Raw genomic sequence first — 23998 nt, 5'->3', positions numbered from 1 at the left:
AACATTTCTGGAATCGTCCGGTCAGCATAACGGAGACTCCCCATGTCGAACGATCCCCTCCTTCAGCCCTATCAGCTCAAGCACCTGACCCTTCGCAACCGGATCATGACCACCAGCCATGAACCCGCCTATCCCGAGGATGGCATGCCCAAGGCACGCTATGCCGCCTACCACGCCGAACGCGCCAAGGCCGGGGTGGCCCTTGCAATGACTGCCGGCTCGGCCGCGGTGTCAAAGGACAGCCCGCCGGTCTTCAACAACATCCTCGCCTACAAGGACGAGGTGGTGCCATGGATAAGACAGCTCACGGATGCCTGCCACGAACACGGCTGCGCAGTAATGATCCAGCTGACCCACCTTGGCCGCCGTACCAACTGGAACAAGGGCAACTGGCTGCCCTCTGTGTCGTCGTCCAAGCACCGCGAACCGGCCCATCGCGCCTTTCCCAAGCTGGCCGAGGATTGGGATATCGAACGCATCATCACCGATTTCGCCGACGCGACCGAGCGCATGAAGGCGGGCGGCATGGACGGGATCGAATTGCAGGTCTACGGCCATCTGCTCGATCAGTTCTGGTCGCCGCTGACCAACGATCTCGACGGCCCCTATGGGGGCAGGACGCTCGACACCCGGATGCAACTGCTGATGGATGTGCTGGGCGGCATCCGCAAACGGGTCGGCGACGAATTCATCGTCGGACTGCGCTACACGGCTGACGAGGCCGAGGCAGGCGGCATTACCGAAGAGGATGGCATCGAGATTTCGAAACGCCTCGCAAACTCGGGCATGGTCGATTTCCTCAACGTGGTGCGCGGTCGGATTCACACCGACCCGGCGATGACCGACCTCATCCCGATCCAGGGCATGAAGAACGCGCCGCATCTGGATTTTGCCGGACGGGTGAAGCAGGCCACTGGCATGCCGACCTTCCACGCGGCCAAGATCCCCGATGTGGCCACCGCGCGTCATGCCGTTGCGGCGGGGCTGCTGGACATGGTGGGCATGACCCGCGCCCACATGGCCGATCCGCATGTCGTCAAGAAGATCATGGAAGGGCGCGAGGATGACATCCGCCCCTGTGTCGGTGCGACCTATTGCCTTGACCGGATCTATCAGGCGGGCGATGCGCTGTGCATTCACAACGCGGCGACGGGCCGCGAGTTGACCATGCCGCATACCATCGAACCGGCGGCGACCCGCAAAAAGGTGGTCATTGTCGGCGCCGGTCCTGCGGGGCTCGAGGCCGCACGCGTGTCGGCCGAGCGGGGCCATGATGTCACCGTTCTGGAAGCACAGCCCGACCCGGGTGGCCAGATTCGCCTGACTGCGCAGAACCCGCGCCGGCGCGAGATGATCAGCATCATCGACTGGCGCATGGCACAATGTGCGGCACGGGACGTCGAATTCCGGTTCAACACATGGGCTGAGGCTGAGGACGTTACCGCATTGAACCCCGATGTGGTTATCATCGCCACCGGCGGAATGCCCAACACGGAACTTTTTGAGACCGGCAAGGAGCAGGATCTGGTCGTCACCGCCTGGGACATCATCGCAGGTGACGTGAAGCCGGGGCAGAACGTGCTGATCTATGATGAAAGCGGCGATCATCCCGGCGTCATGGCGGCCGAGATTGCCGCCAACGCCGGCAGCACGGTCGAGATCATGACACCGGACCGCACCTTTGCGCCCGATATCATGGCGATGAACCTCGTGCCTTACATGCGCGCGCTTCAGGACAAGGACGTGACCTTCACCGTCACCCGCCGCCTGCTGGACGTGACGCGCGACGGCAATCAACTTAAGGCCGTGATCGGCACGGATTACAGCGACCTGAAGACCGAAAAGACCTATGATCAGGTGGTGGTGAACTATGGCACGCTGCCGATGGACGAGCTCTATTTCGAGCTGAAACCGCTGTCGTCGAACAGTGGCGCGGTGGATTACGACGCCTTGATCGACGGTCAGCCGCAGGACGTCACACGCAATCCCGACGGTGCCTTTGCCCTCTATCGCATTGGCGATGCGGTCAGTGCGCGCAACACCCACGCGGCGATCTATGACGCGCTGAGGCTGGTGAAGGACATCTGATGTTTGCCTGAGGGCCGACAGGATTGATGTCGGCCCAAGGCCCTGAGCGACAGGAAAAAGAGACATGGCCCTGAAACACGTACTTTCACCGCTGGACATCCGCCATAAAACCCTGCGCAACAGGATCGTTTTCGGCGCCCATACCACCAATATGGCCAGCGGCGGCCTGCCCGGTGACCAACATCTGGGATATTACCTCGAACGCGCGCTTGGCGGGGCGGCAATGATCACGGTGGAACCCATGCCGGTCCATCCCGCCGCAGTTCTGACGCGCGGCAATTTCCGGCCCTGCTCGGACGAGGTGATCCCGCATTTCGCGCGGATCACCGAGGCCTGCAAGGCCGAGGGCGCGGTGATGATCCAGCAGCTTTACCATGTCGGCGCCCATGGCGACTGGGACAATTCCTGGCATGCCAACTGGTCGCCCTCTGGCGGGCCGAGCTATCACGACAATGACGGCAGCCACCCGATGACCGCCGCAGAAATCGAGGAAACGATCCAATGCTTCGTCAACGCCGCGATCCGCTGTCAGAAGGCCGGGTTCGACGGTGTCGAGGTCTGGGCCGCCTATAACTGCCTGCTCGATCAATTCTGGGCGCCCTTTTCCAACCAGCGCGAGGATGAATGGGGCGGCAGCCTTGAAAACCGCACCCGGTTCTCGCGCGAGGTCCTGCAACGGGTGCGCCTTGCCTGCGGTGAGGATTTCATCATCGGGCTGTCAATATCTGACGACTCTGTCACCGGCGTCTTCCCCAACCACGACGAAATGGTCGAGATCATCATGCGCCATGATGCCGACGGCCTGATGGATTACGTGACCGTTGGCGCCGGCAGCTATATCGACTTTCAGAAAATCATACCCGGCTTTCAATGCGCTGAAAATCTCGGGGCCGATCTGGCCGAGCGCCTGAAGGGTGCAGGGCTCGCCGCCAGGGTGATCGCCGAGGCCAACATCCGGACTCCCGAGAATGCCAATACCATCTTGGGCGCCGGACGGGCCGATCTTGTGTCGATCGTGCGCGGACAGATCGCAGACCCACACCTGGCGGCAAAGGTTCAGGAGGACCGCATCGAGGATATCCGCGGCTGTCTGTGTTGCAATCAGCAATGCTGGGGGCGGCGCGGGCGCGACTATTACATCTCCTGCCTGATCAACCCCTCGGCAGGGCACGAATATCTCTGGGGCGGGGATCGCTTCACACCGGCCTCAGAGCGCAAGACGGTCCTGGTGGTGGGGGCCGGCCCGGCAGGTCTTGAGACCGCCCGCAGCGCCGCCGAACGTGGTCACCGGGTCATTCTCGCCGAAGCCAGTTCCGACCTCGGCGGGCAATTCCGCCTGGCCGGGCTCCAGCCGCGGCGCGCGCAGATCACCGATCTGATCGCCTGGTATGGGCGCCAGCTTGAAAAGCTGGGGGTCGACCTGCGGTTCAACACCTATCTCGACGCCGACGAGATCGCTGCCATCGGCGCGGATCAGGTGGTGCTGGCCACCGGAGCCCTGCCCGCTGGCACCGGTTTTCAGAAGGCCCTGCCACAGGTGCCGGAAATGCCAGGCGTGAACGCGGGCAATGTCTGGTCGACGGAAGATGTCATGGGCCGCGCCGCCCGCTTGGGCAAGGCGGCGATCGTTCTCGATGAAGGCGGTCACTGGCGCGGCATCGGCACGGCCTGGCATATGCTGGAAGCGGGGCATGAGGTGACCATCGTCACCCCCGACGCGATGATCGGCAAAGACATCGCGCGCACCGCTTCGGACTTTCCCGCACGACAGCGGCTCGCCTCGCTCGGTGCCCGCTTCGTTACCGAAAGCGCCATTACCGAATGGACCGGTAGCGGGGCGCGCGTGGTTTCGCTTCTGACCGGCGAAGAAACCGCGATCGCGGCAGACTCGCTTGTCCTTGCCACCGGGAACCGGGCGGATCACGAGCTTCCCTACAGGCTTCGCGAGATGGGACAGACCCCGATCCTGATCGGCGACGCCCTGGCGCCGCGCCTGGCCGCCGCGGCCATCCATGACGGTCGGACAACCGGCCTTGCCCTTTAGGCGCAGACCCCCGGCCTGCCTTGCCAAAACTGACCGTCAGAATTGCGATCCCCATCGCGGATGCGCATCGTCGATGAGCAGCTTATGGGAATGGTGGCGATGACCCTTCAGGTGGGGGTGGTCAAGCGGCAGGTTTTCGTGCGTGTGTTCCACGACCTCCGGGTCAGATGCCGGCCAAAGCCTCAGCGCCACGACAATCCCCACTGTCGCCAGCGACGCGAGCACCAAAAGGGCGGCAACGCTGCCGAAAGCGGTCATCAGCCAGCCCGAAAGCGGATAGCTCAGCAGCCAGCAGGCGTGGCTCAACGCGAATTGTGCGGCAAAGAGTGCGGGGCGGTCCTCGGGGTGGGCGGAGCGCTTGAGCAAGCGGCCCGAGGGCGTCTGAACCGTCGCATATCCCAGCCCGGTAACAAGCCAGGCGATCAGAAGCGCCCCCCAACTCAGCCCGCCTGAGATGATGGCAAGTGCCAGGGACACCAGCGCCGCGACCGAGACCCAACCGCCCAAGAGCATCACGGGACGATCCGCCACACGGTCCAATATGCCTGGCAAGACAAGTGCCGCAATCATCGACCCGGCGCCAAAGGCAAACATGGTCCAGGCCAGCGCGCTTTGATCCAGCCCCAATTGCCCGCGCACCAGAACGACCGAATTGACCAGAACCATCGCCCCCGTACTGGACACCGCAAGATTCAGGCCCAACAGCCCGCGCAGACGGGGGGTCGCCAGATAGATCCGGATGCCACGCGTGGTCCGATCATAGATGCCGCGCGGCTCGGACGCCGCAGGGCTGGGCAGCAGGACCGAGACCACCAAAAGCGCCGAAGCAGCAAAGCCCACCACGGTGCCCAGAAACAACAGGTTATAGCTCATCACCGCCAGAAAAAGCGCCGCGAGGGTCGGGCTAATGACGTTCTCCAGATCGTAGGCCAGCCGCGACAGCGACAGCGCGCGGGTATACCGCGCCTCGTCTGGCAGAACGTCGGGAAGCGTCGCCTGAAAGGTCGGGGTAAAGGCGGCCGAGGCCGATTGCAGCAGGAAGATAAGCACATAGACCTGCCAGACCTCGGTGACGAAAGGCAGACAAAGCGCCGCCGCCGCGCGAACCAGGTCCAGCGTGACCAGCAAGGCCCGGCGGTTGACCCTGTCAGCGAAAGCCCCGGCAATGGGCGCGATTCCCACATAGGCCACCATCTTGATGGTAAAGACCGTGGCAAGCACCATCGCCGCTCCGTCACCCGCAAGATCAAAGGCCAGAAGCCCCAGTGCGACCGTCGCCAACCCTGTTCCCAGAAGCGCCACAACCTGTGCAAGGAACAGGTGCCGGTAGGTGCGATCTGACAGGATATCAAACATATGCGTCCTCAGAGGTAGCGGCAAATGGCCTTCAACTCAGCACGATCATGCCTGTCATCAGCATCGGGGCAATGGTCCATGTGGTCATGGATCAGGGCCTGCTTGGCGTTGCGGAGCGCACATTCGACGGTCTGCAACTGTTGTGCGACATCAAGACAGGGCGGGCTGGCATGGGTGCGGGTTTCTGTCATATGCATTGGCTAACCTCCCCCGAGGGATGGTGCAAGACGCCGAGTTAAAGGCCGCAAGCCAACTTCAAAGCCGCCCCCCCCTCATGCAGGCAGCGCCAATACCTGACACCACGCCGCGCGCGGCAAATGCCTACGCCGTTTTAACGCAAGGCATCCATTGCGCTTGATCCATCCGCTGTGTCGCGCGCACGTATGGGCCGACACGGCAGAAGGTATAGGCCGATTTTGTCTTCATGAGATCGACAACGGAAACATTCAAGGCTTTGGCGAGGCGTTGGGACCCTGCGGATCCATATGCGGCCAAGACCATCTTTCCGGTGTACATGGTTTCCGCCCCCATGCCATTGGCGCGAACAACGTTATGCCCTCTTGTCAGAAGGTGGAAAAACCGGGTTGCCCTGTCCGAGTGGTAAACATGCGCATGCCCCGTTTGAATCAAGGCTTTCGCCGGAACAAGGCACATTTCCCCTTCGGCCATCGGGTTTGGAACATAGAGACGATGTTGCCCGGTCACGGTCAGATCCGAATGCGGAACACCCGCGCCAAACCCGTTTTCAGGGATTGTGACACTCGGGTTTCTGCCACCGTCGTCAGCAGGGTCGGCAATGTAGGAATCCAGGAAACGAACCTCGTGGGACTGGCCGTGAATGTCGGCAACAAGGTCTCCGACGCGCAGATCCTCTATGGCACGTTCCCCTTCGGGAACAGAGATCATCGTACCTTCCCGGAAACAAAGAACTTCACCCGTTCCCAAGTTGTAACCGACCTGCTCGACATCAAGGACCATTACCACGTCGCCAAGGCCCAGAAGGCTATCTGTATCCGGCTCTCCGTCCGGGTACATGAAAATGATATTTCCACCGGCATCTTCAAGAAGCACCACATCTACAGCCGGTGATAACCCGATGGTGATTCCCAAAAGACTGACTGCGGTCGGTTGGATCGTGCCAGAGCCCAGAACCGTGTACTCAACTCCGCCCAATGTCGTGGTTTCCCCCACGGTCAGGGATGTATCTTCTTCCGTCAGAGTTGCACCGGAATTCATGCCCCCCAGATCGGCGAGAGCTAAATTGATCGGATCTCCGAATAGCTGCGCCGCAAGCAACGCACCACCGTAAGTCTGATATGACGTTGGAAAGTCTGACATTTTTAACCTGTCTTGAATCCTGTTTCGCGATCCTTACTGAAGCGAATGTTGATGGTAGGATTATGGTCATCTGATGATTTTTCTGAGGGAATAGATTGGCTGCGTTGGATGAACAGTCTCCAATCCATCACCAACGCCCCGATGCAGCCCCTGACATGGAACGGTCATTTCGCCCTGCGAAATATGGGTTTTTTTCAGACCGCAACGCAGGCATCGAATGGTGCCCATGATAAAATGTCTTGTATTTCGGAAGGTGCCAGACTGCCCCCGGCTTGGATGCCGGTTGCGCCACAATTCGCAAAAAACAGAGCAGGCTTTGGCCGCCAGACAGAAACTCATTCAGTGCCTGAACATCGAAGACGGCCAAGCGCGCCTCTTGATCACCCCATCAGGAACCGGGGCGCCCGGCCCCGATAATTCCAAACGGCCACCGGCCACAGGACCGGCGGTTTCTTACTTGGTCAGGATCAGTTTCCCCGCCCGCGTAATGCGCAGGTTATAGGTCTGCTCGTTCAGCACGATTTGCGCCATCGCCCCGCCTTCGGTCAGGGTTTCGGCGTCATAGCTGGGTATCACCGAATGGTGATTCTGATCGTTAAGCGTTTTCAAATTCGATTCTTTCCAATTCATATCAATGCCTTGCAATGTTAAGCTGAATTTCTTATTAATTTTATAAGGTATTAATCTGCTGAAGAGTTCAAGGCCAATTTTTCTTTTTGCCTTCAATTGAATTCAATTCTTGACTGTATTTGTCGGAATATATAACTCTCCGCCGCGAAAGCCAGGTTATCCCCAGCAAAAAATGAAAACACCATTTGTAGACGCCCGTCTCAAACGGGCGTCGGGGGATCACCTATTCATGTCTACCGTTAAAACACCGGCATCCCTGCGCCGAACCGCTTGCGCATCCGTTTCTTCACCCTCTCCACAGCGATTGGCAATGATCACCGCAGCGACCTTGACCGCGGCGTCACCAGCGGCGGCGCAAACGGCGGATGCAAACGGCTTCATCCTTTTGCCCACGGTCGAGGTTGAAACCGCGGCACCCGCAGCGACCACCCAACCCGCGCCCCGCCAACCCCGCAAGACAGCCGCCGCCGCACCGTCCGACCCCGTGGCAGCCCCGCCCGCCGAAACAGCGGTCGAGGAAACAGCAAGCAGTACGGCAAACGCCGCAGGCACCAATGGCACCTCCGCCTATGCCGACCCCGATGCGCCCTATACCGCGTTGTCGTCAGGCAATTCCCTGCTCAGGCAACCGCTATCCCAAACCGCCCGCACGGTGACGGCCGTGACGCAGGAAGTGCTGGCCGACAAAAACGCGACAAGCGTGCGCGAACTGGCACGCACCACGCCGGGCTTGACGCTTGGCACCGGTGAAGGCGGCAATGCCTTTGGCGACGTGCTCTTTATCCGCGGTTTCCGCGCCTCGAACGATATGTTCGTCGATGGGCAGCGCAATGCCGGCGTTAGCGTCAGCGAAACCTTCAATGCCGAACAGGTCGAAGTGACCAAAGGCCCGACCGGTTCGATCGCCGGGCGCGGCACGACGGGGGGGGCGGTGAATATCGTCACGAAATCCCCCCAGAACGAAGATTTCCTTCTAAGTCAGACCACTGTCGGCTCGGCAGATCTGTATCGCCAGACACTGGATTGGAACAAGGTCTGGAGCGACCGATTCCGCACCCGCGTGAACCTCATGGCCCAAAGCGCGGGTGTGGCGGGGCGCGACGATGTCGAGGATGATCGCCGCGGCCTGTCCGTCGCGGCGGAATATGATGCGACCGACGACCTGACGGTTTCGGTCGACCTGACGCGCTCTGAGTTCCACGGGATCCCCGATTGGGGCGTGCCGTGGGATGGCGCCAATGACATTCCCTTTACCGAGGCGGCTGCGGGGCGCCCAAAGCTGGATCGCAGCACCTTCTACGGCAATACCGCACGCGATTTTCATGACGCGACCCAGACCATGCTGACCTTTGGCGTCGGCTATGAGGTCGCACCGGATGTCATGCTGAATTCCAGGCTGCGGATCGCGGAATCGATCAACGATTACGTGGTCACGGCGCCTGAACGGCCAGATATCACCGATGCCGACCCGGCGAACTGGACGCTGACCGCCTCGCCGAAAAGCCGGTATCAGGTGAACAACATTATCTCGAGCCAGAACGAACTGTCGTTTGACGCGGCGACCGGTAACATCGGCCATGACCTCGTGATCGGTTTGGAAGTCACCCGCGAAGAGGTGGATCAGCAATCCTATCAGGGGCTGACATCGGAATCCGGTGGCGGCACCGCAGTCGAGAACCTGTCAGGCTGTTCCTTGTCGATCTACGCCCCCGATGTATCGACCTGCGCGAACCCGGCCTTGGTGCGTAACCCTGCCGTGACCCAGACCAATGTCACCTCGCGGTCGCTCTACATCGGCGACGTGATGGAATTGCGCGACGATCTGATCCTGAACCTCGGGACGCGGATCGACAATTACAAGATCACCCGTTCCACCGCGACCAGCAGGCTGTCGCGCGAAGATACCTTCTTCAACTGGAACGCGGGCCTGACCTATCGGCTGAACGATCAGGGCATGGTCTATGCATCCTACGCAACCTCGACCGATCCGATGGGCCAGAGCCTTGATGCCGGCGGCGGAAGCTATTCCGGCCTTGATGCGAGGAATGTGAATTTCGCACCTGAAGAAAACACCGCCTTCGAGATCGGCACCAAATGGGAGGTGAACGGCCTGTCATGGACGGCCGCGCTTTACCAGACAACCAAGGAAAACGCGATTGAAACCTCCGGCCGGGGGCCATCGGCCACCGCATCCGATACCGGCAAGTACCGCATTCGCGGATTGGAACTGGGCGTGTCGGGGAATGTAACCGACAAGTTGAGCCTTTATGGCAGCGCCAACTGGATGCAAAGCAAAGTGCTGCAAAGTGCCGACAGCAGCAACATCGGCGCGGAATTGGCCAATATCGCCCATGAACAAATCAACCTGCTTGCCAATTACCAGGTCAACGATCGCTGGAACATTGGCGGACAGGCCACCTGGCGGGGTGAACTGATGGGCGGCAGCTTAACGGCAAGCAACGGCAATACCCTGCCCTCCTATTGGCGGTTCGATGCCTTCACCCAGTATGAAATCGGCGAGGGCAAGGCCCTGACCGTGCGGGTCGATAACCTTACGGACGAGGTTTATTATGACGCCTTCTACCGTTCCGGCACGCCGTTTGTTTACGTGGCCCCCGGACGGTCGGTGACGGCCTCACTTGACATCAAGTTCTAGGGTTACCCTCCCGCAATTTCTGGGGGCGGCGCTATCGGCCCCAGACCTTATCGAAGGAAAGCCAATATGTTGATCACCATTCCTGATGTTCTGTCCCGAGACGAGGTCACCGAAATCCGCAGCATCCTTGATGCGGCGGACTGGCAGGACGGACGCCATACCGCCGGGCCGCAATCGGCCGAGATCAAGCGCAATGAACAGATACCGCTGAGCTCTCCGATCCTGCCGGACCTTCAGGCACGTATGGTCCGCGCCCTGATGGCCCATCCGATTTGGGTTTCTGCGGCGCTGCCCGCGCAAATTCTGCCGCCGATGTTCAACCGCTATGCCGGCGGGCAGACTTTTGGCGTCCATGTGGACAATGCGATCCGGGTAATCCCCGGCGAGGGGCGGCAGATCCGCACCGATATCTCCTGTACCCTGTTTCTGGGTGATCCCGAAGAATATGACGGCGGTGAACTGGTGGTCGAAGGGCATTACGGCGCCCAGAGCGTGAAACAGCCCGCCGGGCATGCGGTGGTGTATCCATCGACCTCTTTGCACGAGGTGACGCCGGTCACCCGCGGGGCGCGGGTTGCGTCGTTCTTCTGGGTGCAATCCATGATCCGCGACGCCCAAAAGCGCGAACTGCTTTTCGATCTGGACCAGTCGATCCAGTCGCTTGGCACGGCCCTGGGCAACAATGCCCCCGATACGGTTCGCCTGGCAGGCATCTATCACAATCTTATCCGCCAATGGGCAGAGGTCTGACATGTCGGCAAGTACAAGCAATGAAACGCTAATCGGTTGGGCGAATACACTCGGCCTTGACGGGCTCGCCATGCGGTTGCAGGCTGCGGCAGAGACCGAGGTGCTGACGCCCCTGGCCATGTTCATGGACGCCGACTGGGTGGTCAAGGCGGTGATGCTCTCGCTTTTGGCGGCATCGGCCCTGGCCTGGGCGATCTGGGCGGGAAAGCTGATCCAGATCGGCGTGGCGAACCGCCGGTTGAGACGGGATTACAAGGCCCTGGACGGACGCGGGCGGTTGGGCGCCCCCCTGCGCAAAGGCGCGGTTCAGGTGATGCAGGCGGCCGCAGAGGCAGAAAGGATCGCCTCTCGCGGCTTGCCCGCCGAGGGGATCAAGGAACGCTGTGCGCTTGATCTGTCGCGGATCGAGGCGGGGGCGGCCCGGACCATGCAGTCGGGCGCAACCGTGATCGGCTCTATCGGTGCCACTGCGCCCTTTATCGGGCTTTTCGGCACCGTCTGGGGCATCATGAATTCCTTTGTCGGGATTGCACAAAGCGGAACGACGAACCTTTCTGTCGTCGCGCCGGGCATCGCAGAGGCCTTGCTGGCCACCGCCATCGGCCTTGTCGCCGCCATTCCTGCGGTGATCCTTTACAACCACCTGACCCGGCTGATCGGCGGGTATCGCACAGGTTGTGGCGATGCGGGCGCCTTGGTCCTGCGCACACTTTCACGCGACCTTGACCGTGATGCAGAGAGCGCAAAGCCTGATCTGCACCTGGCCGCGGAGTAGGGTCATGGCTGTCAAACTCTCGATGGGGGAAGACGATCTTGCGGCCAATGCCGACATTAATATCACGCCCTTTATTGATGTGATGCTTGTTTTGTTGATCATCTTCATGGTGGCCGCTCCGCTTTCGACCGTCGATGTGCCGGTCGAATTGCCTGTCGCCTCGGCTCAGGCGGCGTCGCGACCGGATGATCCGGTGATCGTGACGGTCACGCAGGACCTGACGCTGATGGTCGGTGAGCGTGAGACGACCCTTGATGCGCTGCCGATGGAATTGGGCATGGCAACGATGCTGAACCGCGATACGCGGCTCTATATCTCTGCCGACCGGACGGTTCCCTATGGGGAAATGATGGCGGTGATGAACCGGATGCGGGGCGAGGGCTATCTCAAGATCGGTCTTGTCGGGCTGGAAGACGAACAAGACACGCAAGCGGCGCCCCCGCAATGAGCCTTGCGTACCGTCCTGCGCGCGGAATGGGGGTGGCGGTGATCTCTGGTCTGGGGCTGAGTTTGCTCGCCCATGTCGGGATCGCCGCCTATGGCCTCTCGCGCCCCCTTCCCGATGCGCCCCTGATTGAAGACTACGGCCTTAAGGGACGCGATTTCATTGACCTCTTGCCGGTTGAAATGTTGATGGCGGCGCCCGAAGCCGATCTGACGGAAGGGGATGTGGCGCAAGACAGCCAAGCCGTCATCGAAAGCCCCAAAGAGGTGGTAGCGGTCAAATCCAGCGACACCCCGCTTCTGGCGCAAATCCCGTATCAGGTGGACGACCCGGAACTGGAGTTTCGCATCGCAACCGAAGTGGAAGAGGAAAGCGAGACCGCCGAAGACGCCAGCGAAGTGCCGACCGAAGCGCAAGAGCAACAGACCACGGATGCCGCAGTGGAAAGCCGCGCCGCAGCGCCACAGGCAAGCGCGGGGCGGGACGCGATGACCGGATCCGAGGAACAGGAGGTCGGCCTGACGGATGAAGAAACGCTGGCCCTTGTGACCGAATGGCAAAAGGATCTGGTGCTGACCATCGCCGCGGCGAAAACCTATCCCCGCCGTGCCCGCGAGGCACGGGCGGAAGGGACCGTCGTTGTTGCCTTCACGCTGGATACCTATGGGCGTCTGACCATGCAGGAGGTGCTCGAAAGTTCCGGTTGGCCGGTCCTGGACAATGCGGCGCTTGATCTGTTCGACGGATTCGAAAGATTGCCGCCCCCGCCCGCCGCGATGGGGGCTGGTCCGTTCGATCTGCGATTGCCGATTTCCTACGCGTTCCGATAAAGGTGATCGGCCGTGATATCGGCCACCGTGGGCGTGCCACAGAGGATCATTGTCGCCAGAAATTCATCCCGCAAGCGGCGCAGGCACGTGGCAACGCCGCGTGCTCCGTCAAGCGCCAGCGCGAAATATACGGGCCGCCCGACAAGCACGGCATCGGCACCCAGAGCAATCGCGCGGAACATGTCCTCGCCGCAACGTATGCCTCCGTCAACCAATAGTGTCGCCTCTGCGAAAGCCCGCCGAATGGAGGGCAAAACACTTGCCGTGGCAGGCAATCCATCCAGCACGCGCCCGCCATGGTTCGACACGATCAACCCTGCACATCCCGCATCCAGCGCGCGTTTTCCGGTCTCGACCGACATGACGCCCTTGCCGAAAACCGGAATCGGAGAGTGCCTGCAAAGCCGCGCCAGATCATCCCAGACCGGGGCTGTCTGACCGCGTGAAACCACAGGATCGGTTGGCTTCGCCGGTATGGGCAAACCATCCATCAGAACCGGGCGGATGCCTTCGGGCAAAACAAAACCGGCTTCCTGTTCGCGATTGCGAATGCCGTTCACAGGAGCATCAATCGTGACGATCAAGGCTGAAGCCCCCGAAGCAATAGCAGTCTGAACCAGACTGACAGTCGCGACGGGATCATTCTGAAGGTAAAGTTGAAACCAGAACGGACCCGCGGCGACCTCGACCGGGGCCACCGATGTCTGACAGGACAGGACAAACCCCGCGCCTTGCGATGCCGCGCCCACGGCCATTGCCCTCTCACCTTCCGGATGGGCCAGTTTCTGAAAGGCCATGGGCGCAACGAAACAGGGGAAATCCACCTTGGTTCCCTGAATTGATATCGCCGACGACAGGCCTGTCATATCCTGCATCGGCTCGGGGCTGAGCAGGATTTCGGACCACCCCCCCTCGTTGCGCGCAATGCACCCCTCGCGGCCTGCGCCGCCGACGATGTAGGCGTAAGCCTCTGGCGATAGCACGTCGCAAGCGACCGAAGCATATTTGTGCAGGGGGGTATTTATCATATCAATTTTCCGGTTTAATTATCCGTGTAATTTAATCAAGTATTGTGGTCGATTTCAAGAGAACATGACACACGAAGAGAAAACGGACCTGATCGACAGAGCAATTGTTGCGACCAGCATTACTTGGCCATCAGAACAATCTAAGCCATTGATTCTATGAGATCCTTGACGTGGCGCGGCCAGAGATTCGGCCATTCTGCAAGTATAAAGCGTTCATTCCTCGAGCCCACAAACCCGAGATTGAAGGAAACGATACCCGACACGGCTACGCCGGAGGATCTGCGCGCGTATCAGATTCATATGACCGTCACCGGCGTCACGGCGACACGACTAAAGGATGGACGGAAAGAGTGAGGGTGCAACAATACGAAAAGAACATCCTGTCACTCTTCGACGCCGTGGCGATGGGTATCTGTGCGATGATCGGGGCCGGGATCCTCGCACTCACGGGGAAGATAGCAGAGATGGCGGGGCCCTGGTTTCCACTGGCCTTCGCGGTTGGAGCCATGGTGACGGGTTTCAGCGCCTACACCTATGTGAAGATGTCGAATGCCTGGCCCTCAGAGGGTCAGGCGAAAACCCCTGTGGATAGGGCAGTTGGGTAATGGTTTTTGTCGTCATGTGGCATATCCTGTTCTCAGATGAGAATTGCGGCGCGTGAACAACGCCACGATATGCCGCCCCTCAGGGGCAATCGCCAACTTTTAACTATATCTCTGCGGCGTCGGGCTCGACGTGCACGGCTGGCTCGGCCATTGCATGCTCGATTCACCATGCAGAGGTCATATTTTACGCAAACACCCTATGCGGCAGACAGTTTTCGTAGCAAGCGGTCTGGCTGGGTTGCCCCTACGTAACTTGAGGCTACCCACCTATGGCTTAGGCTTGTACACTAGTCGGGTGCAAAAGGGGAAATTATGCGGCCCTGAAATGCTTGCACGGTCGATCAACTAAGAGAGATTCGAGATGACGACCGAGAACAATGCGGTGTTTACCACTGGCAGCATCATGCGTCACGTGTCCGTTTCATCCTTTACGGCCAGCATCGGCCTGATGGCGATCTATGCGGTTGATCTGATCGACCTGATATTCATTTCGATGCTAGGTCATGAGGTGTTGGCCGCTGCAGCAGGCTATGCCAGCGCCCTCATGTTCTTTACCAGCGCTATCAATATCGGGGTGTCGGTCGCTGCCGGTGTCCTGACATCGCGGTCAATCGGCTCGGGTGACAAGCTGGAAGCCCGGGAATACGCCACCAGTACAGCGATGTTTTCTGTGTTGACCTCCATCTTTATACCACTGATTCTATTGTCAAATACAGAGTTTTTCCTTGGGCTTCTGGGGGCTGAGGGCAAGGTGGCCGAACTGGCTGCGACCTATCTTTGGATAATCATCCCGTTCACGTTTGTATCGGGGCTCTCCATGGTCACCGTGACGGTACTTCGAGGTTATGGCGAGAACCGGTTGGCAATGTACCCATCGCTATTCGGGGCAGCGACCAACGCCGTACTGGACCCGATCCTGATCTTTGGCCTGGATATGGGAATGGAGGGCGCAGCCTGGGCGACGGTGGCGGCACGGTTCGTGACGCTCGGTTTCGCAGTTTATCCGGCGATGCGCCGCCACAACGCCTTTGTCCGACCCAAACTCAGGTTACTCTGGCGTGACTACCAGCCGGTTTCATACTTCGCCGTTCGGGCTGTCCTGACAAGCGTGGCCACGCCAATCGGCACCGCGATCGTGACCCGCGAAATGTCGAAATTCGGCGCCGAGGCGGTTGCCGGCATGGCGGTGATCGGGAGACTGACGCCGGTGGCATTCTCGGTGATTTGGGCCCTTGCGGGCGCTATCGGGCCGATCATCGGCCAGAATTTTGGCGCCGGCAATATAGAGAGGGTCAAGAGGGCTTATATCGACGCTCTTAAGTTTGTTGCGATCTATGTGGTCTTCATCACCCTGATCTTGCTGGTCTTCCGAGGCCCGATCGCCGCGCTGTTCGGTGCCGAGAACTTGACGAAGTCACTGATTTTCCTCTTCTGCTTCCCGTTGGCTCTCGCGTCCTTCTTCAATGGCGCAATTTTCGTCGCCAGCGCTTCGTTCAATACGCTGGGCCGCCCGTCTTATTCGACATGGCTGAGTTGGGGGCAAAATACACTGGGCACCTGGCCGTTCGTCATCGTTGGCGGTATGCTGCTCGGCGCGCAGGGAGTCCTGATCGGGCAGGCGATTGGGAGCGTCGTATTTGCTTCAATCGCGATATGGCTGGGCTGGCGGCTGATCCACAACCCGCCGGCTGATCGTGGTATGCACCGCCACCCTCATCCCCTGTTTGGCCATGCCAGCCTGATCACGCATACTCTACACAAGCACGCAGCGCACCGATGAGCCTGACCGAGGCAGGCAAGCGGGGCATGCGGGCGTACCCGTCTCATGAATGTACCCAAGGTCGACGGGCTCATTAGGAGAAAGAGCCAATGGAAACAATCACGACACACCATATCATTCAGGCCGTGGGCTGGCTCGCTGCCCTGTTGAAAGTGGCCACCTTCGCAACGAAATCGATGATGCTGCTGCGGATCCTGGCGATGGCGTCGTCCGTCTGCTTCATCGTTTATAGCGGCGTGTTTCAGGTCTGGCCGCTTCTGGCGATCGAACTCATCTTGCTACCCATCAACGCCTATCGCCTCTATGAACTCATCGCAGTGCGCAGATTGGTGACGCATATGACGGACGAATCGGAACGTGATTTCTCCGCCGCTATGGCGTACGGCGAAAAACGTGTGATCCAGGCGGGCGATGTCATTTTCACAAAGGGCGATCCGGTCGACAGCCTCTATTACCTGGCCGAGGGTCGTGTTGAAATCGAAGACCAGAATGTATCTGTGGCCGCAGGCAAGATTTTCGGCGAGATGGCGTTCTTCAATGACAGCGCCGAGAGATCGGCGACGGTTCGGTGCCTGGAGGATACGGTTGTCTACGAACTTGACGAGAAACGCTTTACGCGATTGCAATATGAAGACCCCAAATTCGCCATGGCCGTGATGCGCACGGTCACCAAGCGGCTCGTCGCGAACGCCGCGCAAACGCGGGAAGCACAACCAGAGTGATGGCGGGCGGCCTTGCGCATGATCCCTTCGCGGTGTTTGCCTTTGAGCGCAGCGCGATTTGCACGGTTGGCATAGGCCTTGTCGGCCAGCACGCGCTGCGCGGATGCGCCGTGGATCATGGTGGCAAATTCCGGACTTTCGGCGCGGTTGGCGGGGGCCCGATATGGCTGCGCGGGCGGACTGCAGCCTCGATCAGCGTCGCACCAATGATCGCCGCCTCAGCAAAAAACAAGTCCATGAAAACCACTCCAAAAGCTTCTGCGACAGAATACCGAAAGGCCAAACCGGCAGGAATCCTGGAATTACGCAGAAGTCTATTTCAGTTTAACCTTCCATAGAAAGTACGGTCCGTCCTGTCGTTTTTACTTTCGGAAGGCCGTCTTGGTAGGTCAAATGGTCATGGTTTCGCTGGTCTGCAATCAATGAAGATCAATTGAAGACCTGCGCAACCTGAGCTTTTGTTCAAGGTCCTGTTCCAGTTTACGGGAAATGCGACCGCGCGGGCCGACGATGCCAATGCACATCTGACCGAGCGCGCCGTTCAGCTCAATCGGCGTCGCAATACTGGCGATATCCGGGTCCTCTTCGCCGATGCAATAGGCAATGCCGCTTTCACGTATCTGTCCGAATTCAGCCTCCAGCAAGTCGGCATCTTTGGAAGGGAGATCGGGAAACAATGGTGCGGCTGCCGCGATGACTTCTGCCTGCAATGATTTCGGAACATGCGCGAGAATCGCCTTTGCGGCAGAACAGATGCTGGCCGGTCGAAGACCTTTGTTTGGTATAACGATCGCGCCTTTTGGATCTGCGGGGACACATATTTGGAAAAGATCCACCCCATCAGTCACAAGGCGCGCTGCGAATGTGGTCTCGCCCAAAGCCTCGGCCATGCCTGACAGAACGGGCATAACAGCCTTCACGAGCTCCGAGGTGGAAGTCCCCGTCGCAAGCAATCGGTAAAGCCTTGATCCGATGCGGTAATGTCTTCCCGTACGCTCCACAAGGCCGAGGTTCTCAAGGTCAGTGATCCGCCGGTAAACCGTGGCCTGCGGCAAGTTCACCTCGTCCGCGAGATGCTTGGCCGTGGCCTCTTCTCCAAGACGGGCGATCCCCTCGAGAACAGCGAGATTGCGATTATCCATTTACAAATTCCCACCTCATGGGGCAACATTTTCACTCAATGAGAATCGCACACTGAATGGACGAGCTTACTTGGTGAAATAAGAAATTAAAGGAGGGGGATGCAATGCCAAAGGATAAAAGGTTCTCCGGGTCGCGATACGGACCTGCGGAACGCCATATGGCGGAAAGTCTGGTCGAGATCGAACGCCGGATGCTTTCCGGGCAATCCGAAGAGGAGGACTGTGACTGCAAGGAGGGCATGTTCAACGGTCTGACGCGTCGCAACATTCTGACGGGTGGTATTGCCCTCGGAGGGGCGGTCTTCACTGCTGGACAAGCCGCCGCCGATGCCCCGCCCGGTGCCTTCGAATACCCGGTGCAACCGGACCCCACCAAGGAACAGGGGCGCATGATCCTCGATGACGGCGGATACGGATCGCGGTCGCAATTCGAGAATGAGCTACGCTGGCGCTATCCAACCGCCAGTCTGGATTCCAGCTGGTCGATGACGCCACTGGCCTCCGGTCACGGGATCGTCACCCCCTCGGGGCTGCATTTCGAACGCCATCACGGTGGCATCCCGGCCATCGATCCCAGAACACATGAGCTGATCCTGCACGGCATGGTCGATGAACCGATGCGGTTCACTGTGGATGACCTCAAGCGCCTGCCCGCCGTCAGCCGGTTCTGCTTCATCGAATGTTCCGGCAATGGCCTAACCGAATGGAAAGAGCCGACGCTCAGGACGGTGCAGGGCACGCACGGGCTGACCTCGACATCAGAATGGACCGGCGTGCGCCTGTCGACACTGCTTGAAATGGTCGGCCTGTCGGATGGCGCGGCCTGGATTCTGGCCGAAGGTTCGGATGCGGCGGTGATGACCCGCTCTGTACCCGTCGACAAGGCGATGGACGACGCCATCGTCGCCTATGCCCAGAACGGCGAAGCCCTGCGCCCCGAACAGGGGTATCCGCTGCGGCTGGTGCTTCCGGGCTTTGAGGGTAACACCCACATCAAGTGGCTGCGCAGGCTTGAAGTCAGCGACAAGCCCTTCATGACCCGCGAGGAAACCTCGAAATATACCGACCTCATGCCGGATGGAACGGCGCGTCAGTTCTCTCTGACGATGGAGGCGAAATCGGTGATCACCTTCCCGTCCGGTGCAATGAAACTGCCGCGACCGGGATTCTATGAGATCACCGGGCTTGCCTGGTCAGGACGAGGTAAGATCGCCAGGGTCGAGGTGTCGGCCGATGGCGGCGCGACCTGGCAGGAGGCCGCCCTCGACGGGCCCGTCCTGCCGAAATGTCATACCCGGTTCCGCCTGCCCTGGACATGGACGGGGAAGGAGGCGGTGCTCCAGAGCCGCGCGGTGGACGAGACCGGATATGTCCAGCCGACCCTGCCGGAACTGGTCAAGGTCCGAGGCCTGAAATCGGTCTATCATCTGAACGCCATCCAGAGCTGGCACATCGCACAAGACGGGGAGGTGACCAATGTCCACGCCTAAGACTTCGCTCCTTTGCGCCGCGGCGCTCACGGTTATGGTCCCGTGCCTCGCACAAGAGGCGTGGGCCGGGAACGAGCCCTCGCGCACTGTCGCTCAACTGCCCGAGAGAATCGGCAAGTTCGAAGAACGCGCGCCTGCCGGCCCGACACGCTCCAGCGCCGCGAAAGTAGGCGATATCGACCCGGCCAAGGCGCACTTCGGGGTCGGACAACCGGCCACGGACATGCAGATCGCCGGGTTCAATATCGACGCGATGCCCGATGGTCGCGGGCTTCCGCCGGGCCAGGGCAGCTACGCCGAGGGCGAGGAGGTCTTTGCGGAACGCTGTGCGGCCTGTCACGGCGCAGACCTCGAGGGCAACAAGGATATCGGCGCGCCGAAATTGATCGGCGGACGCGGCACGCTCACCGATGCCAAGCCGGTCAAGACCGTCGAGAGCTATTGGCCACATGCGAGTACACTGTTCGACTATGTGCATCGCGCCATGCCGATGGATTCGCCGGGCTCACTCTCCGCTGACGAGGTCTATGCCGTCAGCGCCTATATTCTCGGACGGGCGGACATCATCAGCGATGATCCTGGAACCACGCTGGATGCGGAGTCGATGGCGAAGGTCGAGATGCCCAATGCCGACGGGTTCGTGTCAGATCCAAGGCCGGATGTAAGAAACAAGGAATGAGCGTGAGATGAAAGGGAGGGGCTGCATGGTGCAAGCCCCTTACCAGATTGTTGATTGTCACAAAGATCTGACCCGGCAGTGTCACCAAGATTTGACCCACCCGGTAGTTATGTTCTCTGCGTAATGGTGTCGGCAATGCTCCGGCCTCCTTCCTTTTCTTTTCCGCTATCTCGGAGCTGGCCTTGAACCGTTAGCTGTCATTGCCGGTCTCTAGGATGTGGCAGCGGTGGGTGAGACGATCGACCAGCGCGGTGGTCATTTTGCCTCGCCGAACACGCCATATGCACCTTCTTTCAGGTAACTATATCCGGTCCCCGTTATCCCTGCGGCCTTGGTTATTGTGGGGAAGATCATAATTGACGGCAAAACCGGCTTTTCCGGGTAACGCCACACGGAAATCATCTGAGCAGCATTGTTCCACGACGCCCTCGAGAACATATTTCAATTTTCATTTCTGTGGAACCTTGCCTGGAACAATGCTCCATCAAAGGCGTCAACAGACTGTAGATGTGGGTCAAGCCGGAGAAAACGCCCCAACGGCGCGATTTAAATGAATAGCCGCCTTTAACTTTTGAAATGGCCATTTTTCCCGAAAATGGCCAAAATAAGCTTGTCGTCATAGTTGTCACAAGCACGAGGGGCTAGGAGCATTTGGAATGCCCGCAGCTGCCGCAGGTCATGCAGCCTTCAACCATGTGCATGCCGAATTCGCCACAGGCCGGACAGGCCGGGCCCTTGGGCGTTTCGCCAAGGTTAACCACCTGCGCCTGCGGGTCGCTCTTGAGGCCCATGCCTTCGCCTTCCAGAAAGCCGATCTGAACCATGTGCTGTTCCAGAATGCCGCCGATTGCCGCCAGAATCGAAGGTACGTATTTCCCTTGCATCCAGGCCCCGCCGCGCGGGTCGAACACGGCCTTCAGCTCTTCGACCACAAAAGAAACATCCCCGCCGCGCCGGAACACCGCCGAGATCATCCGCGTCAGGGCCACCGTCCAGGCGTAATGTTCCATGTTCTTGGAATTTATGAACACCTCGAAGGGGCGGCGATGTCCGTTGAGAACAATATCGTTGACGGTGATATAAATCGCGTGATTGCTGTCGGGCCATTTGAGCTTGTAGGTCGCGCCCTCAAGCTCGGTCGGGCGATCCAGCGGCTCTGACATGTAAATCACATCGCCCCCCTCACCGGGCAATCCGCCCGGCACCTGTGCGGCGGTCTCGCCGGGGGCGGCATTGCTGGCCTCGCTGACACTCAGCACGCTGCCTGTCACATCGTTGGGCCGATAGGTGGTGCAGCCCTTGCAGCCAAGATTCCACGCCTGAAGATAGACGTTCTTGAAAGCCTCAAAGCTGATGTCTTCGGGGCAATTGATGGTCTTGGAAATGCTGCTGTCGACCCATTTCTGGGCCGCGGCCTGCATTTTCACGTGATCTTCGGGCGGCAGGGTCTGGGCGTTGACGAAATACTCGGGCAACTCCGCATCGCCGAACTTGTCGCGCCACATCCGGACCGCGTAATCGACCACCTCTTCCTCGGTGCGCGATCCGTCTTTCTGCAAGACCTTGCGGGTGTAGGAATAGGCAAAGACCGGCTCGATCCCGGAACTCACGTTACCGGCATAGAGGCTGATCGTGCCTGTGGGCGCGATGCTTGTCAAAAGCGCGTTGCGGATGCCGTGTTTGGCCACCGCGTCGCGCACATCGGCGTCCATCCCCTTCATCGTGCCGCTGGCGAGATAGGCATCGCGGTCGAACAGGGGAAAAGCACCCTTTTCCCGCGCCAGTTCCACGCTCGCGAGATAGGCCGCCCGCGCAATCGCGTGAAGCCAGTCTTCGGTTTGCCGCACCGCCTCGTCCGATCCATAGCGCAGCCCGACCATCAACAGGGCATCGGCAAGCCCGGTCACGCCAAGACCGATCCGCCGCTTGGCGCGCGCCTCTTCGGCCTGGGCTTCAAGCGGGAATTTGCTGGCATCTACCACGTTATCCATCATCCGCACCGCCGTGCCGACCAGCCGGGTCAAAGCCTCCTGATCAAGCCCGGCGCCCACTTCGAACGGCGTACTGACAAGCCGGGCAAGGTTGATCGAGCCCAGAAGGCAGGCGCCATAGGGCGGCAGGGGTTGCTCGCCACAGGGGTTGGTGGCGGCAATCGTTTCGCAATAGGCAAGGTTGTTGGCGGCATTGATCCGGTCGATGAAGATCACTCCCGGCTCGGCATAATCATAGGTTGCCTGCATGATCCGGTTCCACAGATCGCGGGCATTGAGCGTGTGATAGACCTTGCCGTCAAACACCAGATCCCACGGCCCGTCCGCCTCGACCGCAGCCATGAACGGATCGGTGACCAGCACCGACAGGTTGAACATCCGCAACCGCGCCGGATCGGATTTGGCGGCGATGAAGGCCTCGATATCGGGGTGATCACAGCGCATCGTCGCCATCATCGCGCCGCGGCGGCTTCCGGCGGACATGATGGTGCGGCACATCGCATCCCAGACATCCATAAAGCTGAGCGGGCCGCTGGCATCCGCCGACACGCCATGCACCTCGGCGCCCTTGGGGCGGATCGTGCTGAAATCATACCCGATGCCGCCGCCCTGCTGCATGGTCAGCGCCGCCTCGCGCAGGTTGTCGAAAATGCCGCCCATGTCATCGGGCACAGTGCCCATGACGAAACAGTTGAACATGGTGACCTTGCGCCCCGTACCGGCCCCGGCGGTGATCCGCCCGGCGGGCAGGAATTTGAAGTCCTCCAGCGCCTCGTAAAACCGCTCTTCCCAGTGGGCAGAGTCGCTTTCGACCTCGGCCAGAGCGCGGGCGATGCGCCGCCAGCTGTCTTCGACCGTCAGGTCATGCGCCGCACCATCCGCCGCCTTGAAACGGTATTTCATATTCCAGATCTGTTCGGCGATCGGAGCGGCAAATCGTGTCATGCGGGCGATTCCTATTGGCTTGGAAGGAGACATACCATAGCCCGCCGCCCATATGATTTCCATACGCATCTGCGCACTCTCTTGCAGTTGCCCGCCGGGGCGCTACGATATATGGCGCAATTCGGGGGAATGCATATGGCCTTGCATCTGATCAAACTCAGCGTTGGCACCAAGTCGATCGAGGATCTCGTCGCCTGGCAGGACAACGCCCGCGCGCAAGGCGCCGACGGGTTGCCACGCCATATTACCCGGATGTGGCCCAAGCGCGAAACCGAACTGTTGCAGGGTGGCTCGATCTATTGGGTCATTCAGGGGCTTGTACAATGCCGCCAAACCATCCTGCGCCTTGACGAGGTGGTTGGCGGCGACGGAATCCGGCGCTGTGCCATCGTTCTTGACCCCGCTATCACCCGAACCGCCACCGCGCAGAAACGCCCGTTTCAGGGCTGGCGCTACCTTGCTGGCCCCGACGCGCCCCCCGATCTTGGCGCCGCGCGCAGCAGCGATGACACGCTCCCGCCCGAACTTTCGGCCGCCCTGGCCGATATCGGCGTCCTCTGAGGCGCGCGACGGGATCACACCCTTTCGACGCAAACCGCTCAGCCGGCTTTCACCGATTGTTGAAACCGCGCGACAGCAACGTTCATTGCCCGACCGCCACCTGCGGTTGATAATCCTCTGGCCAACAGGTCTCAAAAAGACAG

At 60.0% G+C, this 23998-nt stretch carries 19 protein-coding genes and 3 pseudogenes; 14 read left to right on the top strand and 8 right to left on the bottom strand.

Annotation, left to right across the window (positions count from 1 at the left end):
• The first annotated feature begins 42 nt into the window (after positions 1–42).
• Complete coding sequence (locus tag QZ522_RS03040; RefSeq protein WP_294607328.1) at positions 43–2088, top strand: NADH:flavin oxidoreductase; 2046 nt, start codon at positions 43–45, stop codon at positions 2086–2088.
• A gap of 64 nt (positions 2089–2152) precedes the next feature.
• Complete coding sequence (locus QZ522_RS03035; RefSeq protein WP_294607326.1) at positions 2153–4132, top strand: FAD-dependent oxidoreductase; 1980 nt, start codon at positions 2153–2155, stop codon at positions 4130–4132.
• Between the two features lie 36 nt (positions 4133–4168).
• On the opposite strand, the gene QZ522_RS03030 is transcribed toward QZ522_RS03035, so the two are convergent.
• From QZ522_RS03030 to QZ522_RS03015, 4 genes and pseudogenes are all read right to left on the bottom strand, one after another.
• The gene (locus QZ522_RS03030; RefSeq protein WP_294607325.1) at positions 4169–5488 is read right to left on the bottom strand and encodes an MFS transporter; all 1320 of its coding nucleotides are present in this window, start codon (positions 5486–5488) and stop codon (positions 4169–4171) included.
• Positions 5489–5496: 8 nt separating this feature from the next.
• Positions 5497–5649: pseudogene (locus QZ522_RS03025) on the bottom strand (metal-sensing transcriptional repressor); the annotation flags it as partial.
• A 160-nt stretch (positions 5650–5809) separates the two neighbouring features.
• A complete protein-coding gene (locus QZ522_RS03020; protein ID WP_294607323.1) occupies positions 5810–6826 on the bottom strand; it encodes a Hint domain-containing protein in 1017 nt (338 codons plus the stop codon).
• 453 nt (positions 6827–7279) lie between these two features.
• A complete protein-coding gene (locus QZ522_RS03015) occupies positions 7280–7456 on the bottom strand; it encodes a hemin uptake protein HemP (RefSeq protein WP_294607321.1) in 177 nt (58 codons plus the stop codon).
• A gap of 310 nt (positions 7457–7766) precedes the next feature.
• Between QZ522_RS03015 and QZ522_RS03010 the strand changes: the two genes are divergently transcribed.
• From QZ522_RS03010 to QZ522_RS02990, 5 genes are all read left to right on the top strand, one after another.
• Entirely contained in the window at positions 7767–10112 is a 2346-nt protein-coding gene (locus QZ522_RS03010) for a TonB-dependent siderophore receptor (protein ID WP_294607319.1), read from the top strand.
• A 66-nt stretch (positions 10113–10178) separates the two neighbouring features.
• Entirely contained in the window at positions 10179–10862 is a 684-nt protein-coding gene (locus QZ522_RS03005) for a Fe2+-dependent dioxygenase (protein WP_294607316.1), read from the top strand.
• A 1-nt stretch (position 10863) separates the two neighbouring features.
• Positions 10864–11637: a tonB-system energizer ExbB gene (exbB, locus tag QZ522_RS03000; RefSeq protein ID WP_294607314.1), complete on the top strand. Its 774-nt coding sequence runs from the start codon at positions 10864–10866 to the stop codon at positions 11635–11637.
• Between the two features lie 4 nt (positions 11638–11641).
• Positions 11642–12085, top strand: a complete 444-nt coding sequence (locus tag QZ522_RS02995; RefSeq protein WP_294607311.1) for a biopolymer transporter ExbD — start codon at positions 11642–11644, stop codon at positions 12083–12085.
• Positions 12082–12912, top strand: a complete 831-nt coding sequence (locus QZ522_RS02990) for an energy transducer TonB (RefSeq protein ID WP_294607309.1) — start codon at positions 12082–12084, stop codon at positions 12910–12912. The genes QZ522_RS02995 and QZ522_RS02990 overlap by 4 nt, the downstream gene beginning before the upstream one ends.
• Here QZ522_RS02990 and QZ522_RS02985 read toward each other — a convergent pair.
• The gene (locus QZ522_RS02985; protein ID WP_294607307.1) at positions 12897–13940 is read right to left on the bottom strand and encodes an alpha-hydroxy acid oxidase; all 1044 of its coding nucleotides are present in this window, start codon (positions 13938–13940) and stop codon (positions 12897–12899) included. The genes QZ522_RS02990 and QZ522_RS02985 overlap by 16 nt on opposite strands.
• Before the next feature lie 404 nt (positions 13941–14344).
• Between QZ522_RS02985 and QZ522_RS02980 the strand changes: the two are divergent.
• From QZ522_RS02980 to QZ522_RS02965, 4 genes and pseudogenes are all read left to right on the top strand, one after another.
• Positions 14345–14509, top strand: a pseudogene (locus tag QZ522_RS02980) (amino acid permease); the annotation flags it as partial.
• A 397-nt stretch (positions 14510–14906) separates the two neighbouring features.
• Complete coding sequence (locus tag QZ522_RS02975; protein ID WP_294607304.1) at positions 14907–16325, top strand: MATE family efflux transporter; 1419 nt, start codon at positions 14907–14909, stop codon at positions 16323–16325.
• Between the two features lie 89 nt (positions 16326–16414).
• Positions 16415–17047, top strand: coding sequence for a cyclic nucleotide-binding domain-containing protein (locus QZ522_RS02970; RefSeq protein WP_294607301.1), 633 nt, complete (start codon positions 16415–16417; stop codon positions 17045–17047).
• Entirely contained in the window at positions 17047–17385 is a 339-nt protein-coding gene (locus QZ522_RS02965) for a hypothetical protein (protein WP_294607298.1), read from the top strand. The genes QZ522_RS02970 and QZ522_RS02965 overlap by 1 nt, the downstream gene beginning before the upstream one ends.
• Before the next feature lie 81 nt (positions 17386–17466).
• Here QZ522_RS02965 and QZ522_RS02960 read toward each other — a convergent pair whose 3' ends face one another.
• Entirely contained in the window at positions 17467–18189 is a 723-nt protein-coding gene (locus QZ522_RS02960) for an IclR family transcriptional regulator C-terminal domain-containing protein (RefSeq protein WP_294607296.1), read from the bottom strand.
• 104 nt (positions 18190–18293) lie between these two features.
• Between QZ522_RS02960 and soxC the strand changes: the two genes are divergently transcribed.
• Together soxC and QZ522_RS02950 are read left to right on the top strand one after the other, a co-directional pair.
• Positions 18294–19679 (top strand): sulfite dehydrogenase, encoded by a 1386-nt coding sequence (soxC, locus tag QZ522_RS02955; protein ID WP_294607293.1) that lies wholly within the window; start codon positions 18294–18296, stop codon positions 19677–19679.
• On the top strand, positions 19666–20358 hold the full coding sequence (locus QZ522_RS02950; protein WP_294607291.1) for a cytochrome c: 693 nt from the start codon (positions 19666–19668) through the stop codon (positions 20356–20358). The genes soxC and QZ522_RS02950 overlap by 14 nt, the downstream gene beginning before the upstream one ends.
• 193 nt (positions 20359–20551) lie before the next feature.
• Here QZ522_RS02950 and QZ522_RS02945 read toward each other — a convergent pair.
• Positions 20552–20634 (bottom strand): annotated as a pseudogene (locus QZ522_RS02945) (ATP-binding protein); the annotation flags it as partial.
• Between the two features lie 365 nt (positions 20635–20999).
• Positions 21000–23294 carry an adenosylcobalamin-dependent ribonucleoside-diphosphate reductase gene (locus tag QZ522_RS02940; protein WP_294607287.1) on the bottom strand — a complete coding sequence of 765 codons (2295 nt, stop codon included), beginning with the start codon at positions 23292–23294 and terminating at the stop codon, positions 21000–21002.
• A 135-nt stretch (positions 23295–23429) separates the two neighbouring features.
• Between QZ522_RS02940 and QZ522_RS02935 the strand changes: the two genes are divergently transcribed.
• The gene (locus tag QZ522_RS02935) at positions 23430–23855 is read left to right on the top strand and encodes a DUF1489 domain-containing protein (RefSeq protein WP_294607283.1); all 426 of its coding nucleotides are present in this window, start codon (positions 23430–23432) and stop codon (positions 23853–23855) included.
• Positions 23856–23998 lie beyond the last annotated feature (143 nt).

This window comes from uncultured Roseovarius sp., assembly GCF_913054395.1.
In the GTDB taxonomy this organism is placed as follows: Bacteria; Pseudomonadota; Alphaproteobacteria; order Rhodobacterales; family Rhodobacteraceae; genus Roseovarius.
Note: the sequence above shows the minus strand (reverse complement) of the source record. Positions and strands in the feature narration are given on the sequence as shown.

Bases quoted from the DNA above. Each gene is read 5' to 3' on its own strand.
- QZ522_RS02970 (WP_294607301.1), top strand. From the start codon at position 16,415: ATGGAAACAATCACGACACACCATATCATTCAGGCCGTGGGCTGGCTC.
- QZ522_RS02965 (WP_294607298.1), top strand. From the start codon at position 17,047: ATGGCGGGCGGCCTTGCGCATGATCCCTTCGCGGTGTTTGCCTTTGAG.
- QZ522_RS02950 (WP_294607291.1), top strand. From the start codon at position 19,666: ATGTCCACGCCTAAGACTTCGCTCCTTTGCGCCGCGGCGCTCACGGTT.
- QZ522_RS02995 (WP_294607311.1), top strand. From the start codon at position 11,642: ATGGCTGTCAAACTCTCGATGGGGGAAGACGATCTTGCGGCCAATGCC.
- QZ522_RS03020 (WP_294607323.1), bottom strand. From the start codon at position 6,826: ATGTCAGACTTTCCAACGTCATATCAGACTTACGGTGGTGCGTTGCTT.
- QZ522_RS03005 (WP_294607316.1), top strand. From the start codon at position 10,179: ATGTTGATCACCATTCCTGATGTTCTGTCCCGAGACGAGGTCACCGAA.
- QZ522_RS02975 (WP_294607304.1), top strand. From the start codon at position 14,907: ATGACGACCGAGAACAATGCGGTGTTTACCACTGGCAGCATCATGCGT.
- QZ522_RS02940 (WP_294607287.1), bottom strand. From the start codon at position 23,294: ATGACACGATTTGCCGCTCCGATCGCCGAACAGATCTGGAATATGAAA.
- QZ522_RS02990 (WP_294607309.1), top strand. From the start codon at position 12,082: ATGAGCCTTGCGTACCGTCCTGCGCGCGGAATGGGGGTGGCGGTGATC.
- QZ522_RS02985 (WP_294607307.1), bottom strand. From the start codon at position 13,940: ATGATAAATACCCCCCTGCACAAATATGCTTCGGTCGCTTGCGACGTG.
- QZ522_RS03035 (WP_294607326.1), top strand. From the start codon at position 2,153: ATGGCCCTGAAACACGTACTTTCACCGCTGGACATCCGCCATAAAACC.
- soxC (WP_294607293.1), top strand. From the start codon at position 18,294: ATGCCAAAGGATAAAAGGTTCTCCGGGTCGCGATACGGACCTGCGGAA.
- exbB (WP_294607314.1), top strand. From the start codon at position 10,864: ATGTCGGCAAGTACAAGCAATGAAACGCTAATCGGTTGGGCGAATACA.
- QZ522_RS02960 (WP_294607296.1), bottom strand. From the start codon at position 18,189: ATGGATAATCGCAATCTCGCTGTTCTCGAGGGGATCGCCCGTCTTGGA.
- QZ522_RS03015 (WP_294607321.1), bottom strand. From the start codon at position 7,456: ATGAATTGGAAAGAATCGAATTTGAAAACGCTTAACGATCAGAATCAC.
- QZ522_RS02935 (WP_294607283.1), top strand. From the start codon at position 23,430: ATGGCCTTGCATCTGATCAAACTCAGCGTTGGCACCAAGTCGATCGAG.
- QZ522_RS03040 (WP_294607328.1), top strand. From the start codon at position 43: ATGTCGAACGATCCCCTCCTTCAGCCCTATCAGCTCAAGCACCTGACC.
- QZ522_RS03010 (WP_294607319.1), top strand. From the start codon at position 7,767: ATGATCACCGCAGCGACCTTGACCGCGGCGTCACCAGCGGCGGCGCAA.
- QZ522_RS03030 (WP_294607325.1), bottom strand. From the start codon at position 5,488: ATGTTTGATATCCTGTCAGATCGCACCTACCGGCACCTGTTCCTTGCA.